This is a genomic window from Cupriavidus sp. HPC(L), assembly GCF_000307735.3.
In the GTDB taxonomy this organism is placed as follows: Bacteria; Pseudomonadota; Gammaproteobacteria; order Burkholderiales; family Burkholderiaceae; genus Cupriavidus.
This window is the reverse complement of record NZ_AMPR02000472.1, coordinates 1-15906: the sequence shown is the minus strand read 5'-3', so window position 1 is coordinate 15906 and position 15906 is coordinate 1. Positions and strand designations below refer to the sequence as shown.

Sequence of the window (15906 nt, the reverse complement as noted above, 5' to 3'; positions counted from 1 at the left end):
GCCAACCTCGCCGCCGTTCGGCTGCGAGGGGGCGAATATTAAGGGAGTGCGCGCCGCCTGGCAATACCTTTGTCATCTTTTTATGCCAGGCGACGCGGCGGCCGCTTCAGCGGTGCTGGAAGTTCGGCGCGCGCTTCTCGACGAAGGCGGCCATGCCCTCCTTCTGATCCTCGGTCGCGAAGGTCGAGTGAAACAACCGGCGCTCGAGGTGCACGCCCTCGCTCAGCGAGGTCTCATAAGCGGCGTTGACCGCCTCCTTGATCATCATCACGACCGGCAGCGAGAAGCCGGCAATGGTTTCGGCCGCGCCAACGGCCTCGTCGATCAGCTTGTCAGCCGCGACCACGCGCGAGACCAGGCCGGCGCGCTCGGCCTCGGCGGCGTCCATCATCCGCGCGGTCAGGCACAGGTCCATTGCCTTGGCCTTCGAGACTGCGCGGGGCAGCCGCTGAGTACCGCCGGCACCGGGCATCGTGCCGAGCTTGATCTCCGGCTGGCCGAACTTCGCGGTGTCGGCGGCGATCACGATGTCGCACATCATCGCCAGCTCGCAGCCGCCGCCCAGCGCGTATCCGGCCACCGCGGCGATCACCGGCTTGCGGATGCGGCGAATCGTCTCCCAGTTACGGGTGATGTACTCGCCCTTGTAGACATCCATATAGCTGTACTTCGCCATCATGCCGATATCCGCGCCCGCGGCGAAGGCGCGCTCACTACCGGTGATCACGATGCAGCCGATCGCCTCGTCCTGGTCGAACGCCGTCAGCGCGGCGCCCAGTTCGTCCATCAGCGCGTCGTTGAGCGCGTTCAGCGCCTTCGGACGATTCAGCGTCACCAGCCCGACGCGGCCACGGGTTTCCACCAGGATGTTGTCGTACGCCATGGGTTTCCTCTGTCTCCAATGAAAAAGGGATACGGGCCCCGAACACGAGCCCGAAAGCATCGCTGCGACCAGCAACGATACCCGGCTTCGCCATCACCCGCCTATTGCGGGCACTACGCGGTCGCGAACCGGCAGCCGGCCATAGCAAACCGCAAAAGATTAATGCTACCATTTGCCGACCGACTGGTCGGTTAATTAAAGCCGCCGTCGCTCTTCCCTACAATGCCAGACGGAGCCGTCACCCGGCTTCGATCCAGAACAACCTTCCGGAGCGGCCGGCGCAGCGCCGCCGCAACCGGGACATGGCAGGAGACAAGCCAATGCACGCCACGCCCACGCCGTCGCCCCGTACCGCCGTCGACGCCGGCCCGGTACTGCTCGCCTGGCATGGCGACGTCGCCGTCGTCACGCTGAACCGGCCCGACAAGCTCAACAGCTTCACCCGCGAGATGCACGCCGCGCTGGTGCAGGTGCTCGACCACGCCGAAGCGGGCCATGCGCGCGCCCTGCTGCTGACGGGCGCCGGCCGCGGCTTCTGCGCCGGGCAGGACCTGGCCGATCTGGATTTCACGCCGGGCCGGATGACCGACCTCGGCGACCTGATCGACAGCGCCTTCAACCCGCTGGTGCGCCGGCTGCAGTCGATGCCGCTGCCGGTGATCGCCGCGGTCAATGGCACCGCCGCCGGCGCCGGCGCCAATCTGGCGCTGGCCTGCGACATCGTGCTGGCCGCCCGCTCGGCCAGCTTCATCCAGGCCTTCATCAAGATCGGACTGGTGCCCGATTCGGGCGGCACCTGGTTCCTGCCGAAGCGGCTCGGCATGGCGCGCGCGCTGGGCCTGGCGATGACCGGTGACAAGCTGTCGGCCGACGAGGCCGAGAAGTGGGGCCTGATCTGGGAGGCGATGGACGACCCGCTGCTGATGGAGCAGGCACTGGCGCTGGCCACGCATCTGGCCGCGCAGCCGACTCGCGCGCTGGCCGCGATCAAGCGCGCGATGTACGCCAGCGCAACGCAGACGCTGGATACCCAGCTAGACATGGAGCGCGACCTGCAGCGCGCGCTCGGTGGATCGCACGACTATGCGGAGGGCGTCAACGCCTTCCTCGAGAAGCGCGCGCCGCGCTTCACCGGTCAATAGGCAATCGGCCGCCGGCCTCGCCCCCTTCCCTCTCTCCAGGAGATCCGCTTGACTTCCGATCCGCAAGCGCTGGCCGAAGCGGCCGCGGCCAGCATGTACGAGGCCGACAGTTGCAGCCGCTGGCTCGGCATGACCATCGACGCGATCGCCCCCGGCTATGCGCGGCTGTCGATGCCGGTCCGCGACGAATTCCTGAACGGCCACGGCATCTGCCACGGCGGCCTGATGTTCACGCTGGCCGATTCCTGCTTCGCCTTCGCCTGCAACAGCCACAACATCAACACGGTCGCGGCCGGCTGCAGCATCGAGTTCCTGAAGCCGGTCCGCGGCGGCGACGTGCTGACCGCCGAGGCCACCGAGCAGGTCTTGTCGGGCCGCCACGGCATCTACGACATCCGCGTGACGAACCGCGACGGCGAGGTGGTCGCGATGTTCCGCGGCAAGTCGGCGCAGATCAAGGGCCATGTCGTCCCGCCGCCCGAAGCAGGCTGACCAAAATGCCGAGCGCCCCGAGCGCCCGCCCCTTGCATTCCCACCCCGCAGTCACACCGCAAAGCGCCACCCATAGCAGGAGAGAACGATGAGCACGCGCCTGACCGATCTGCCGCTGGAGCCGATCGAGACCGCCAGCCGCGACGAATTGCAGGCCTTGCAGCTGCAGCGCCTGAAGTGGTCGCTCGACCATGCCTATCAGCATTCGCCGGTCTACCGGCGCAAGTTCGACCAGGCGGGGGTGCACCCGGAGGATCTGAAATCGCTGGCCGATCTGGCGCGCTTTCCGTTCACGACCAAGCAGGACCTGCGCGACAACTACCCGTTCGGCATGTTCGCGGTGCCGCAGGACCAGATCGCGCGCATCCACGCGTCATCCGGCACCACCGGCAAACCCACGGTGGTCGGCTATACGCTGCGCGACATCGACACCTGGGCCACGGTGATGGCGCGCTCGATCCGCGCCTCCGGTGCGCGGCGCGGCGACAAGGTCCATATCAGCTACGGCTACGGGCTGTTTACCGGCGGCCTGGGCGCGCACTACGGCGTCGAGAAGGCCGGCCTGACCGCGATTCCGTTCGGCGGCGGCCAGACCGAGCGCCAGGTCCAGCTGATCCAGGACTTCCGTCCCGAGATCATCATGGTGACGCCCAGCTATATGCTGGCGATCGCCGACGAGTTCGAGCGCCAGGGGCTCGACCCGGCCGCCAGCTCGCTGCAGGTCGGCATCTTCGGCGCGGAGCCGTGGACGCCCGAGATGCGCGTGGCGATCGAGCGACGGATGGGCATTTCGGCGGTCGACATCTACGGTTTATCCGAGGTGATGGGCCCCGGCGTGGCAAACGAGTGCGCCGAGACCAAGGACGGTCCGACCATCTGGGAGGACCATTTCTATCCCGAGATCATCGACCCGAACACCGGCGAGGTGCTGCCCGACGGCAGCTTCGGCGAGCTCGTGTTCACGTCGCTGAGCAAGGAGGCGCTGCCGATCGTCCGCTATCGCACGCGCGACCTGACGCGGCTGCTGCCGGGCACCGCGCGGCCGGCGTTCCGCCGGATGGAGAAGATCACCGGCCGCTCCGACGACATGATGATCATCCGCGGGGTCAACGTGTTTCCGTCGCAGATTGAGGAACTGATCCTGAAGCACGCCGAGCTGGCGCCGCACTACCAGTGCGTGCTCGGCAAGGAAGGCCATCTCGATACGCTGACGGTGCGGGTCGAATGCGCGCATGGCGTCGAGCCGGACACCGTGCGCCAGGCGCGCGACACGCTGACGCACGAGATCAAGGCCTACATCGGCGTGACGGTCGCGCTCGAGATCCTGCCGTCGGGCGGCGTCGAGCGCTCGGTCGGCAAGGCGCGGCGGATCGTCGACCAGCGGCCGCGCTAGGCCGCCAAGCCGCCCGCTGCTCGCAGTAACCGCCCGCGCTCAACTGCGCGGCATCAGCACCCACATCCGGCCGGCCTGCTTCATGCGGCCGGCGGTCTCGCCCGCGGCATCGCCGGCACCCCAGAAGAAGTCGGCGCGCACGCCGCCCTTGATCGCGCTGCCGGTGTCCTGCGCAAACACCAGCCGCTCGATCGGCTCGCTGGACAGCGGCCGCGTGGTCGACAGGAACACCGGCACGCCAAGCGGAATGGTGGCCGGATCGACCGCGATCGAGCGCTCCGCCGTCAGCGGCACGCCCAGTGCACCGATCGGACCGTCGTTGTTCGGCGGCAGCTCGCGGAAGAACACATAGCGCGGATTGACGTTCAGCATCTCCTCGACCCGGGCCGGATTGGCGCGCGCCCAGGCCTTGATGCCCTGCATCGTCGCCTGCGCCGGCGTGATCTCGCCCCGGTCCAGCAGCCATTTGCCGAACGAGCGGAACGGCTGGTCGTTGGTGCCGCCGAAGCCGACCCGCATCATCGTGCCGTCGGCCAGCCGGATGCGGCCCGAGCCCTGGATCTGCAGGAAGGCGGCCTCGACCGCGTCGTCGACCCAGACCACCTCGTTGCCGCGCAACGCCGGATCGCGCAGCAGCTGCGCGCGCGGCGGCAGCGGCCGGTTGCCCCATTGCGGCGGCTTGCGGTGCAGCGGAATCTGATAGGCGCCCTGGCGCGTACGCGAGCCGTGCAGGATCGGTTCGTAGTAGCCGGTCACCAGGCCGCTGTCGGTGCCGTCGCCGTTGACGACGCGGTACGGCTGGAAATGCTGCTCGAAGTAGCTGCGCAGCGCCTGCGGGTCGCTGGCATCGACCATCAGCCCGGCCGTGCAGGGGCCGCGCCATTCGGCGCGCTTCTTCAGCGCCTGGCAGCTCGCCTGCAGCGCCGGCCATGCGGCCCGCACGTCGTCGCGCGTCCAGCCGCCGATCTCGCTCCAGCTCGCCGGCTGCAGCCGGCCCTTGCCGGGGCCCCCGGTCACGGGCGGCGTCGGCTGCCCGGTCTCGATGCGCGGCGGCGGACCGCTGACGCAACCGGCCAGCACGGCGGCCGCGCCGACGATGGCCCACAGCGCGCGGGCACCGGGCATACGGCGCGCGACGGCGGCAGAGCGGGGAGAAGGCGGGAAATCACGGCGGAGGGCGAAAACGGAGTCGTGGTCAGTCATCGTTTGCGGTGTGGTTGTCGCCGGGCGCTGGCCGCGGCGGCAAGGACAGTGGCTCTCAGTGGCTGGCGGCGGCTATGGCAAGGGCACCGGCCGGAGGGCGATGCCATACAATGCTCGGGGCCGATCCGGGTCGATTCTGCTGTACCGGACCGGCTTTGCCTCGAACGCGGGAATCATCCATGAGCGAATTCTTTCAAGACCATCCCATGCTGCTGTTCGCCCTCGAGGCCGGCGTGGCGCTGTTTCTGCTGATCTTCATCGTGGTATGGACGATGGGCACGGCGAAGAAGCATCCGCGTCCCAGCCGCGCCCCGGCCGATCACCCGTCGCGCGCCGCCGCGGCAGCGCCGGGCCAGGCAAATCAGGCAAGCCAGGCGAATCAGGCCGCGGGGCAGGCGCACAGCAAGGACAACGCGCCGGGCGTCTAGGTTCCGGCAGCGGTGCCGTCCACGGTGCCTGCCGTCCGCGGAGCGAACCCGCTGCGCGCACCCGTCAATGCAGCATGCGCGGCAGCACCAGCGCGAACTCGGGAATCGGCACCTCGAAGCGATGGCCGTCCTCGGCCACGCAGAAGTACTTGCCCTTCATCGAGCCGACCGGCGTGGAGATCGTCGCCCAGCTGGTGTACTCGAAGTGCTCGCCCGGCTTGAGCAGCGGCTGGTGCCCGACCACGCCGAGCCCCGCCACCTCCTGCGTGGCGTTGTCGCTGTCGGTGATCTGCCAGTGCCGCGAGATCAGTTGGGCCGCAACCTCGCCGGTGTTCTGGATCGTGATGGTGTAGGCAAAGGCATGGCGTCCGTGTTCCGGGTCGGACTGATCGGGCAGATACTGCGTGCGCACGGAAACGGAAAAAGCGTACTCGCTCATTGTCGGGGTGGCCGGTGGCAAGACAAAGGTAGCGGCATTGTGCGGCAAGGGCAGGGGTGCGGCAAGTCGGGGTCACGCCCCCGCCGGCCGGGCCTCCAGGGCGCGCCCACGGCGAAGGCGGCGTAAAATGGCGCCCTTGCGCGCCGGCCACAGCGGCGGGACGCGCCCTTGCCTCCTTGCCACGTCGCCACCCGCGCCGCAACCCAAACCGTCACCCGCGCCATCATGAGCACCCCGACCTTTCGCATCGCCCCGTCCATCCTGTCCGCCGACTTCGCCCGCCTGGGAGAGGAAGTGCGCCGCGTCACCGAGGCCGGCGCTGACTGGATCCACTTCGACGTGATGGACAACCACTACGTGCCGAACCTGACGGTCGGCCCGCTGGTCTGCGAGGCGATCCGCCCGCACGTGACCGCGCCGATCGACGTGCACCTGATGGTCCGTCCGGTCGACCGCATCATCCCGGACTTCGCCAAGGCCGGCGCCAACATCATCACCTTCCATCCCGAGGCGAGCGACCATGTCGACCGCTCGCTCGCGCTGATCCGCGATCACGGCTGCCAGGCCGGCCTGGTGTTCAACCCGGCCACGCCGCTGCACCACCTGGACCACGTGATGGACCGGCTCGACGTGATCCTGCTGATGTCGGTCAACCCGGGCTTCGGCGGCCAGGCCTTCATTCCCGAGACGCTGAACAAGCTGCGCGCGGTGCGCGAGCGCATCGACGCCTATACCGCCCGCACCGGCCGCACGATCCTGCTGGAAGTCGACGGCGGCGTGAAGGTCGAGAACATCGCGCAGATCGCCGCGGCCGGAGCGGACACCTTCGTCGCCGGCTCCGCGGTGTTCGGCAAGCCCGACGCCGACGGCGGCTATCGCGGCGTGCTGTCGGCCTTGCGCGCCGAACTGGCCAAGGTGGGCCAGTAATGGAAGGGGCGACGCTCAAGCGCACCGACTGGCGCGGCATCCGTGGGGCCATCGTCGACCTGGACGGCACCATGGTCGATACCGCGGGCGACTTCCACGCGGCGGTCAACGCGATGCTGCAGGCGCTCTCGCACCTGCATCCGGCGCTTGGCGAGATCGTCCCGCTACCGCTGCCCGAGATCGTCAGTTTCGTCGGCAAGGGCTCGGAGAACCTGATCCGGCGCGTGCTCGACGCGCGCCTGCCGCCCGCCGCGGCCAACGGCCTGTTCGCCGATGCGCTGGCGCTGTACAACCGCGAATACCTGCGCATCAACGGCCAGTTCTCGGCGCTCTATCCCGGCGTCGAGGCGGGGCTCGCGGCGCTGAAGGCGGCCGGCCTGCGGCTCGCCTGCGTCACCAACAAGCCGCACGACTTCACCGCGCCGCTGCTCGACAAGCTGGGCCTGGCGCCCTGTTTCGAGCTGGTCTACGGTGGCGACGCCTTTCCGTTCCGCAAGCCGGACCCGCTGCCGCTGCTGAAGGTATGCGAGGCGTTCCGGCTCGAACCGGCGCAGATGGTCGCGATCGGCGACTCCGAAAACGACGCGCTGGCGGCCCGCGCGGCCGGCATTGGCGTGCTGCTGGTGCCCTACGGCTACAACCATGGCAACCCTGTACAAGGCGTCGACGCCGATGGTATAGTCGGCTCGCTTGTCAAGGCTGCTGAGGTCTTGACGGCACACCGGTAGTCTCCGGCCACGGCGCGGCAGCCCCACGGCACGCGCCCTGCCCGATCCGCTAGACCGCCCTCTCCGCATCCCGCGCAGACACCCCAGAACACGACTTCATGTTCCTGAACCGCAAACGCATTTTTACTGACAGTGATCGGCAGGCCTGGCCCTGGCGTCGCTGGCGCGCCTCCCAACAGGCGTAAAGTGCGTTCGCGACTGCACTGATCGCGCCCGGCCGATCCATCGGCAAGGCGTGGCGATCAGCCCGGCGGTCCTGCCGGCCCGGTTTTCCTTCCCGGCAATCCCTGCTAGCGTTACCCGAACGCGCAATACGCCCCTTGGCTCGACACGGAGCGACAGTGGCGTTCCGGCGAGCCGCCCGACGGGGCCGGTGCTTCGGCCATCCTGCCCCTCCCAGAATCGCCCGCCGGGGATCGCATTGCCGCAGCCCCCGTGCGCCGTCCCAGAGGACCGTCATGACCGAACTCGAATTCAAATCGCTGGCCGACCAGGGCTACAACCGCATTCCGTTGATCGCCGAGGCCTTCGCCGACCTGGAAACGCCGCTGTCGCTGTACCTGAAGCTGGCGCAATCGCAAACCCGCGGCGTCAACACCTTCCTGCTCGAATCGGTGGTCGGCGGCGAACGCTTCGGCCGCTATTCCTTCATCGGCCTGCATGCGCGCACGCTGCTGCGCGCCTACGGCCAGCGCACCGAGGTCGTCACCGACGGCAAGGTGGTCGAGACCCATGAGGGCAATCCGCTGGACTTCATCGCGGCGTTCGAACAGCGCTTCAAGGTCGCGCTGCGCCCCGGCCTGCCCCGCTTCTGCGGCGGCCTGGCCGGCTACTTCGGCTACGACACGGTGCGCTACATCGAGAAGAAGCTGGCCGACACGCAGAAGGCCGACGACCTGGGCCTCCCCGATATCCAGCTGCTGCTGTGCGAGGAACTGGCCGTCATCGACAACCTGTCTGGCAAGCTCTATCTGATCGTCTACGCCGACCCCGGCATGCCCGAGGCCTATTCGCGCGCGCGCCAGCGCCTGCGCGACCTGCGCATGAAGCTGCGCCAGCCGGTCGACGTGCCGGTCACCAGCCCGTCGGTGCAGACCGAGGTCTACCGCGAATTCGACAAGGCCGACTATCTGACGGCGGTCGGCAAGGCCAAGGAATACATCGTGGCCGGCGACATGATGCAGGTGCAGATCGGCCAGCGGCTGACCAAGCCCTACCGCGACGCGCCGCTGTCGCTGTACCGCGCGCTGCGTTCGCTGAACCCGTCGCCGTACATGTACTTCTACAACTTCGGCGACTTCCAGATCGTCGGCGCGTCGCCGGAGATCCTGGTGCGGCAGGAAACGCGCCGCACCAGCGAACAGGGCGAGACGCGCTCGCGCCGCGTGGTGACGATCCGCCCGCTGGCCGGCACGCGGCCGCGCGGCAATACGCCGGAGCGCGACGCGCAGCTGGCCACCGAGCTGCTCAACGATCCGAAGGAGATTGCCGAGCACGTGATGCTGATCGACCTGGCGCGCAACGACATCGGCCGCATCGCGGAAACCGGCTCGGTCAAGGTCACCGACCAGATGGTGATCGAGAAATACTCGCACGTGCAGCACATCGTCAGCTCGGTCGAGGGCACGCTGAAGGACGGCATCAGCAATCTGGACGTATTGCGCGCGACCTTCCCCGCCGGCACGCTGAGCGGCGCGCCGAAGGTGCGGGCCATGGAGATCATCGACGAACTCGAACCGCGCAAGCGCGGCATCTACGGCGGCGCGGTCGGCTACCTGTCGTTCGGCGGCGAGATGGACCTGGCGATCGCGATCCGCACCGGCATCGTCAAGGACGGCAATCTGTATGTGCAGGCGGCCGCCGGCATCGTGGCCGATTCGGATCCCGAGGCCGAATGGCGCGAGACCGAGGCGAAGGCGCGCGCGGTGATCCGCGCCGCCGAGCAGGTCCAGGACGGGCTGGACTCGGACTTCGCGTAAGCGCCGGCTGCAGCCCAGGGAGTCTGCCGACCCCGCGCACGCGGGGGCCCAGCGTCTTCCCTCCGGGCTGAAAAAATGAAAAAAGCCACTGGGTTCCCGCCTGCGCGGGAACGACCAGCGTTACTTCACCGCAGCAGTTTCCCGGGCCGGCGCTTGCACCGCGTGCGGCAGATGCACGTCAGCGATCGTGCCGTCGCCCTCATGGTCGACCACCGCGACCTTGGCTCGCTGCAGCGCGCGCAACTGCTGGCCGGACACATGGAAGCTGCGCGCCAGTTCATCGTCGCGCAGCGCCGGGATCGGCTTGCGCCGATCGAGGCCGGAGAAGCGGTACTGGTTATACAGCGCCCAGCTCAGCAGCACCACGCCGTTGAACAGCCCCACCACCACGTAGATCGACAACGTGCCGGCGGTCGGCAGCAGCGCCGACCAGAACGGCACGTCCGGACCCGCATTGGCGTGCCGCAGCACCGCCTGCAAACCGGTCACGCACAGGTAGCCGAAGCCGATCCAGGCCAGCGCGGTCAGCAGCGCATCGATCAGCCAGCCCAGCCGCGTGCGCCTGGTGCGAACGATCATGTCATCGGGATTCATCACGACCTCATCGATTTGATGCCGCGATCCGGGCTGGTCCAACGGGCGCGGCGCCGGGTCTTGAGCATGACTTTGGGGAAGGCCATCAGCGTGGTCAGCATGCCGATCATCCAGAAGGCCAGCGGATACCAGATCGTCCAATACATCGAGCGGCCCAGCTTGGGCTCGTAGCGGCGGTCGATCGCCACGCTGATCGCGAACTGCAGCACGCACACGACCGCCAGCACCATGCCGGTAAAGCCCGGCGGCACCAGCTTCTCGATGCGGACGTTGTCCGGCAGGTCGACGAAATGGCCGAGCGCCCACAGGATGATCGACATCGCGAAGATGAAGGCCCAGCCGGCCGACAGGCAGTACTCGGCCATCAGCGGCCACAGCCGGCGATGGCGCCAGATCCAGATCGAGCGCACGTTCTTCAGGAACACCTCGGCGCCGCCCTGCGCCCAGCGCAGGCGCTGCTTCCACAGGCCGCGCAGCGTCTCGGGCATCAGGATCCAGCACAGCGCGCGCGGTTCGTAGAAGATCGACCAGTGGTCGCGCTGCAGCTTCCAGCTGATGTCGATGTCCTCGGTGATCATGTCCAGGCTCCAGTAGCCGGCGCGATCGAGCGCGCGGCGGCGAAAGGCCGCGACCACGCCGGACACCGTGAACACCTGGCCGTAGACGCGCTGCGTGCGCTTGATCAGCCCGATGATCGACGAGAACTCGCCGACCTGGATGCGGCCGATCAGCGTCGAGCGGGTGCGAATTCGCGGGTTGCCGGTCACCGCGCCGACGCGCGGGTTGTCGACCATCGGCGCGACCAGGTAGGCGGCCGCATCGGGGTCGAGCACCGCGTCGCCGTCGATGCAGACCAGATACTCGCCGCGCGCGGCCAGCGCGCCCATGCGCAGCGCCATCGCCTTGCCCTGGTTCTGGGCCAGGTGGACGACGCGCAGCCGCTCGTGCCTGGCCGCCATCGCATCGAGCAGCGCGCCGGTGCCGTCGCGCGAGCCATCGTTGATGGCGATCACCTCGAAGTTCGGATAGCGCTGCGCCAGCGCGGCGCGCAGCGTTTCCTCGCCGTTCTTCTCCTCGTTGAAGCACGGTACCAGGATCGAGATGAAGGGCTCGCCGGCCACCTTGGGCGGCTGGCGGTCTTCGTCCCAGGACCACTTGCGTTCCCAGTGCCACCAGTAATAGATGCCACCGGCCATCCACAGTCCGGACATGAACAGCGGATAGAAGAACACGAAGGCAAGCAGCAGGTCGCCGGTCGCCAGCACGGCCATGCCGATCGGCAGGCCGAGCGCGATGCACAGGACGATCAGGGCAAAGAGACGTTCGATCATGGCGCGGGATACCAGGCGTTGGACAGCGCCGGCCGGATCACGTCGAGCCGAGGCTGGTTGTTATGGAAGTCGTCCGGGTAGTAGCCGAAGTTGCGCGCGCCGCGGCGCTGCAGGCGTTGCATCCAGCCCGCCAGCACGGCGCTGTCGACCGGCGGCGCATCGGCCTTGCGCCAGTCGCGGCTCTGCAGCTCGAACACCGTGCGGCGCAGCGCGCCCGGGCGCTTGGCCACGGTGTCGACCAGCGAGTCCAGCCACGCGTTTTCCTTGCCGGCCGGCACCTGCTCCATGTACGGCATGGCCATCGGCGCGGTCCAGTCGTAGGCGACGAGGAAGTCGTCCAGGTTCTGCGCGAACCACGCCTCGCTCTCCGGCTGCAGGATCGGCGCGGCGAAGATGTTGCGCGCGGTCTTGATCGCCGGGCCGCGAATGGCGCGGACCTTGGCGGTCAGCTCGTGCGTGAAGTCGACCAGCGCACGGCTCTTGAACCGCGTCCAGCGCTGCATCGTCTCCGGATTGGCGCGCAGCGCCTCGATCGAGTCGGGCAGCCCGGCCTTGCGATAGGCCGCCAGCGCCGGCGCGCTGGCATCCTCGAAGTCGCTCATCACGGCGTCGTCGTGGAACAGGATGCCGTCGAACACCGCATGGCGCGCCAGGTCTTCGTACAGCTCGCCGATGCGCTGGCGGGCGACCGGATCGAACGGCGACAGCCGGCGGTACTGCTTCGGATCGACGTCGATGCCGCCGGTCTTCGGATCCCAGCGCGACACGCGGGCGATCGACTTGTCCAGGTCCAGCGCCAGCACCGGCATCCACGCATAGAGCTTGACGTCGGTGCGGTTCTGCAGCTGCCAGGCGACACGGTTGAACAGGTCGGCGCGCACCGGCAGCACGCGGTTCGGGAAATACACCGACTTGACCAGGCCGCTGGCGTCCGGATCGGCAAAGGCCTGCAGGAAGACCGTGTCGATCTTCAGGTCGTAGATCCGCTGCACCAGCTTGTCCAGATTGCGGTCGACCTGGGCCGGATCGGCATCGTAGACATAGTCCAGATCGACGTGGGCAACGCGCATGTTCTGCTGCTGCTCCATCTCGACCACCGATTGCGCGAAGCCGCGCAGGCCGGGGTCGTCGCCGATCAGCAGGCGAGCGCCGGACATCATCTTGTCCACGGTCGCCAGGCCGTCTTCCAGCGTCAGCGCCATCTGGTAGCCGTTCTCGCCGATGATCCGCAGCGCCGTGCCGCTCTCCGCGCCATACGGCCAGATCCACACGCGGACCGGCTTGCCGGTGATGCGCCGGACCTTGTCGGTGATCCGCTGCACGTCGTTGCGCACGCGCTTTTCATAGGCGGCGTCGCTCTCGTAGGTGCCGGTCTTGCTGTCGTAGGCATGCACGGCGGCCACCGGCTGCGTGTTGCCCTGCGGATTGGCCAGCACGCCGTAGTGGTGGGCGTCGGTATGGGCGCCGATCTCGACCAGACCCGAGGCGGCGATCTCGCGCACGTGCTGCCAGGTCAGCATGCGGTCGCGCTCGGTCGGCGTGCCGCCGAAATCGACCGGCTTGTTCTCCGGCGTATCGAGCCACACGCCGACCGGCGCCAGCACGGCGGGCCAGCGATAGGCCTTCAGGATCGGCAGCACGCGCGTATAGAAGCTGCGGTAGCCGTCGTCGAACGTCAGTAGCACCGCGCGGTCGGGCAGCGCCGGGCCGCCGTTGCGTGCGGCCAGGATCTGGTCGACCGTGACCGGCCGGTAGCCGTTCTCGCGCAGCCAGGCCAGCTGCCCGATCAGATGGTCGGTGCGTACGCTCAGATAGGCCTGGTCCGGGTCGCGGTCCTCCACGTCGTGGTACGCCAGCACCGCGACATGGTTGCGCGGCCACGGCTGCTCGGCCTTCGCGACAGGCCGGTCGGCCGGCGGCGTGAACACCGGAATGTCCTTGGCGCAGGCGGCCAGCAGCAACGTGGCCACCGCCAGCAACAGCATCAGAAAAGCGCGATAGGGGCGCATCAAGGTTGCGTCCATGGCATGCATCCCGTTCAGAATCGGTAGGTCAGGTCGAACACGATGCGCAGTTCGCGCTCGCGCTGGCCGTCGTACGGACGGCTGGTGCCGGTGATCGTGGCGCCGACGTCGAACACGTCGTTGGTGCGGAAGCGCTGGCCATAGCCGATCATCATGATCGCGCCGGTGCCGTAGCCGCGCTGCGCATAGGCGCCCGCGCCGGCCAGGAACTGCTGTTCCCAGACGGTCTCGTAGCGGCGATGCAGCGTGTGGGTCAGCCGCACCGAAGGCAGCAGGGTCAGGTCCGAACGCGGGTTGTAGTACGGCGTGTCCCGGCGCGTGTTGCGCGAGGCCCAGATGTCGACCAGCAGATCGCCCTTCAGGTGCGGCGCGGTATAGAAGCGCTGCACGCCGGCGACGCCGCCCTCGAGGCGATCGTTGCCGTCGCTGAAGCGCGACGGCGCCACCGTGAACATCCACTCGCTGCGCTCGCTGGCGCGGTAGCGCGCGAACGCGGCCAACGTATCGGCGTAGATGCCCTGCTTGAGCGCGCGCAGCGGCGTGCCGGTCGAGCGCAGCGCGCCCGAGGCGCCGACCTGCCAGCGATCGTCGATGTCGTATTGCGCCGACAGCCGGCCGCCGGCACGGCCGCCGTTGCCGCCGCCATAGTCGTGCGCCGAGACTTCGCCCTCCAGCGTCAGGTCGCGCACGCGGTACTGCACGCCGGTGCGAGCCCAGCGGTAGTCGACGCTGCCTTCCTGGAAGCGGCCGGTCGCATAGCCGATGCCGCCGAAGGCGCGCCAGTCGTAGTTAATCGGCGGGCTGTACAGCACCGCCTCGATGCCGAAATTGCCGTTGCCGACCACGGCGCTGTCGTTCGCCAGGCCCCGATAACCTTCGATGCGCAGTTCCGACTTGTTGTGGACCTGCCAGTCGCGATCGAGGCGCCGGACCGCCAGGTCTTCGGGATAGCGCGCCATCGTGTCGTTGCGCAGCATCTCGGCCTGGCGCCACTCCTGCAGGTCCAGCGCGGCATGGCCCTGCTGCACCTCGAGCGGCACGGCACGCGGCGCCAGCGTTTCGGCCAGCTTCAGCTCGACCTCGGCCTGGCGCGGCCAGCCGCGGGCCCGATAGAGCTCGGCCAGCAGCACGCGCAGCCGCGAATTGCCCGGCGCACGGCTGACCAGATCCTCGAGGCGCTGTTGCGCGTCGACGGTGTCGTCGGCCTGACGGCGCGAACGCGCGCTGACCTCGGCGGCATCGAGCCACAGATCGTTCGGCTGCCGCGTCGGCTGGCCGCGCAGCCACCGCCAGCGCGGTTGCTCGGCGCTGGCCTGCTGCACCACCTCGCCGGCCGGCGGAAACTTCTCGGCCTCGGCATGCGCGTAGTACAGACCCGTCTGCGCTGCCAGCCGCGCCTCGGCGTCGCCGCCCGGCGGATAGGCCTCGCGGATTGCCTGCGCGTACAGCGTCTCGGCCTGTTCGGGATGACGCAGATAGAGATAGGCCGCGGCCACGTCGGACAACGCAAAGGCCGGCACCTCGACGCCCTCGGCCCGCAGGGCCTCGTATTCGTTGACCAGGTCCTGCATCCGCACGCGCGCGTGCAGCGCGGCGAGCCGGTCGATGCGGGCGCGGCGCAACTGCGCCTCGCCGCGCGGGCCGGTGCCGCGCAATTGCGGCAGCAGCTGGTCATAGCGGGCCAGCGCGCGGTCGGCGATCGCGAAGCGCTCGGCCTCGGTCCGGCTCGGCATGTCGGCCAGCCGCACCTGTTCGGCGGTCACGTCCAGTTCCAGCTCGAGCCGGTCGGCGCGCTCGAGCAGGCCGGGATGTTCGTCGGCGACGCGCAGCGCGGCCTCCGGCAGACCGGCATGCTCGAGCGCGCGCACATATTCGCGCACCACGTCCTTGCGCTGCGGCGCCAGGCCATGCGCACGGTCGGCCTCGAACAGCGCCTCGTAGGGATCGTTGGCGCGGGTATGCGCGTAGGCCAGCGCAATGCGGGCATCGGGACTGGACGGCTGCCGCTCGACCAGCGCCCTGCCCGCCGCGACGGCGTCGGCGGTGCGGCCGCTGTCGGCCAGCACCAGGATTTCGCCCAGGGCAAAGTCCTGGCGCGCCGGGAAACGCTGCCGGCCTTCGCGATAGTGCGCCAGCGACGCATCCCACTGGCGCTCGTCGCGCTCGGCGCGTGCGACGGCGGCCAGCACGTCGGCGGGCAGCTGGCTGGCGTCGCTGCCAAGGCCGCGATACGTCTCGAGAACCTCGGCCGGGCGGCCGGCCCAGCCGGCGATGATCATGCGGTCGTAGGCGGCGCGGCGGTCGGCCGGCGCCTGCGCCAGCCGCTCGCGCAGCGCGGTCAGC

General features: G+C 68.8%; 14 protein-coding genes. 7 read left to right on the top strand and 7 right to left on the bottom strand.

What is annotated here, in order from left to right; translation table 11 throughout:
* Positions 1-106: 106 nt before the first annotated feature.
* Positions 107-883, bottom strand: coding sequence for an enoyl-CoA hydratase (locus B551_RS24770; protein ID WP_006579017.1), 777 nt, complete (start codon positions 881-883; stop codon positions 107-109).
* 320 nt (positions 884-1203) lie between these two features.
* On the opposite strand from B551_RS24770, the gene paaG reads away from it, so the two are divergent.
* The 3 genes from paaG (at position 1204) to paaK (ending at position 3910) form a co-directional block, all read left to right on the top strand.
* Positions 1204-2025, top strand: a complete 822-nt coding sequence (gene paaG, locus B551_RS24765; RefSeq protein WP_006579018.1) for a 2-(1,2-epoxy-1,2-dihydrophenyl)acetyl-CoA isomerase PaaG — start codon at positions 1204-1206, stop codon at positions 2023-2025.
* Positions 2026-2073: 48 nt separating this feature from the next.
* Positions 2074-2517 carry a hydroxyphenylacetyl-CoA thioesterase PaaI gene (gene paaI, locus B551_RS24760; protein ID WP_006579019.1) on the top strand — a complete coding sequence of 148 codons (444 nt, stop codon included), beginning with the start codon at positions 2074-2076 and terminating at the stop codon, positions 2515-2517.
* Positions 2518-2605: 88 nt separating this feature from the next.
* A complete protein-coding gene (gene paaK, locus B551_RS24755) occupies positions 2606-3910 on the top strand; it encodes a phenylacetate--CoA ligase PaaK (RefSeq protein ID WP_006579020.1) in 1305 nt (434 codons plus the stop codon).
* 39 nt (positions 3911-3949) lie between these two features.
* On the opposite strand, the gene B551_RS24750 is transcribed toward paaK, so the two are convergent.
* Positions 3950-5035: a murein transglycosylase A gene (locus B551_RS24750; RefSeq protein WP_023265235.1), complete on the bottom strand. Its 1086-nt coding sequence runs from the start codon at positions 5033-5035 to the stop codon at positions 3950-3952.
* Between the two features lie 257 nt (positions 5036-5292).
* Here B551_RS24750 and B551_RS24745 point away from each other — a divergent pair, with 257 nt between their 5' ends.
* On the top strand, positions 5293-5541 hold the full coding sequence (locus B551_RS24745; RefSeq protein WP_006579375.1) for a hypothetical protein: 249 nt from the start codon (positions 5293-5295) through the stop codon (positions 5539-5541).
* Positions 5542-5605: 64 nt separating this feature from the next.
* Here B551_RS24745 and apaG read toward each other — a convergent pair whose 3' ends face one another.
* Positions 5606-5980: a Co2+/Mg2+ efflux protein ApaG gene (gene apaG, locus B551_RS24740; RefSeq protein WP_006579374.1), complete on the bottom strand. Its 375-nt coding sequence runs from the start codon at positions 5978-5980 to the stop codon at positions 5606-5608.
* Between the two features lie 225 nt (positions 5981-6205).
* Between apaG and rpe the strand changes: the two genes are divergently transcribed.
* The 3 genes from rpe (at position 6206) to trpE (ending at position 9614) form a co-directional block, all read left to right on the top strand.
* Positions 6206-6907 (top strand): ribulose-phosphate 3-epimerase, encoded by a 702-nt coding sequence (gene rpe / locus B551_RS24735; protein ID WP_006579373.1) that lies wholly within the window; start codon positions 6206-6208, stop codon positions 6905-6907.
* Positions 6907-7635, top strand: a complete 729-nt coding sequence (gene gph / locus B551_RS24730) for a phosphoglycolate phosphatase (protein WP_006579372.1) — start codon at positions 6907-6909, stop codon at positions 7633-7635. The genes rpe and gph overlap by 1 nt, the downstream gene beginning before the upstream one ends.
* 458 nt (positions 7636-8093) lie before the next feature.
* The gene (gene trpE, locus B551_RS24725; protein WP_006579371.1) at positions 8094-9614 is read left to right on the top strand and encodes an anthranilate synthase component I; all 1521 of its coding nucleotides are present in this window, start codon (positions 8094-8096) and stop codon (positions 9612-9614) included.
* 120 nt (positions 9615-9734) lie between these two features.
* On the opposite strand, the gene pgaD is transcribed toward trpE, so the two are convergent.
* The 4 genes from pgaD to pgaA all read right to left on the bottom strand — a co-directional run.
* The gene (pgaD, locus tag B551_RS24720) at positions 9735-10208 is read right to left on the bottom strand and encodes a poly-beta-1,6-N-acetyl-D-glucosamine biosynthesis protein PgaD (protein WP_006579370.1); all 474 of its coding nucleotides are present in this window, start codon (positions 10206-10208) and stop codon (positions 9735-9737) included.
* Positions 10208-11539, bottom strand: a complete 1332-nt coding sequence (gene pgaC, locus B551_RS24715) for a poly-beta-1,6-N-acetyl-D-glucosamine synthase (protein ID WP_023265234.1) — start codon at positions 11537-11539, stop codon at positions 10208-10210. The genes pgaD and pgaC overlap by 1 nt, the downstream gene beginning before the upstream one ends.
* Positions 11536-13563 (bottom strand): poly-beta-1,6-N-acetyl-D-glucosamine N-deacetylase PgaB, encoded by a 2028-nt coding sequence (gene pgaB, locus B551_RS24710; RefSeq protein WP_157072105.1) that lies wholly within the window; start codon positions 13561-13563, stop codon positions 11536-11538. The genes pgaC and pgaB overlap by 4 nt, the downstream gene beginning before the upstream one ends.
* 14 nt (positions 13564-13577) lie before the next feature.
* On the bottom strand, positions 13578-15906 hold a 2329-nt coding region (gene pgaA, locus B551_RS24705; protein WP_023265232.1), incomplete at its 5' end, for a poly-beta-1,6 N-acetyl-D-glucosamine export porin PgaA.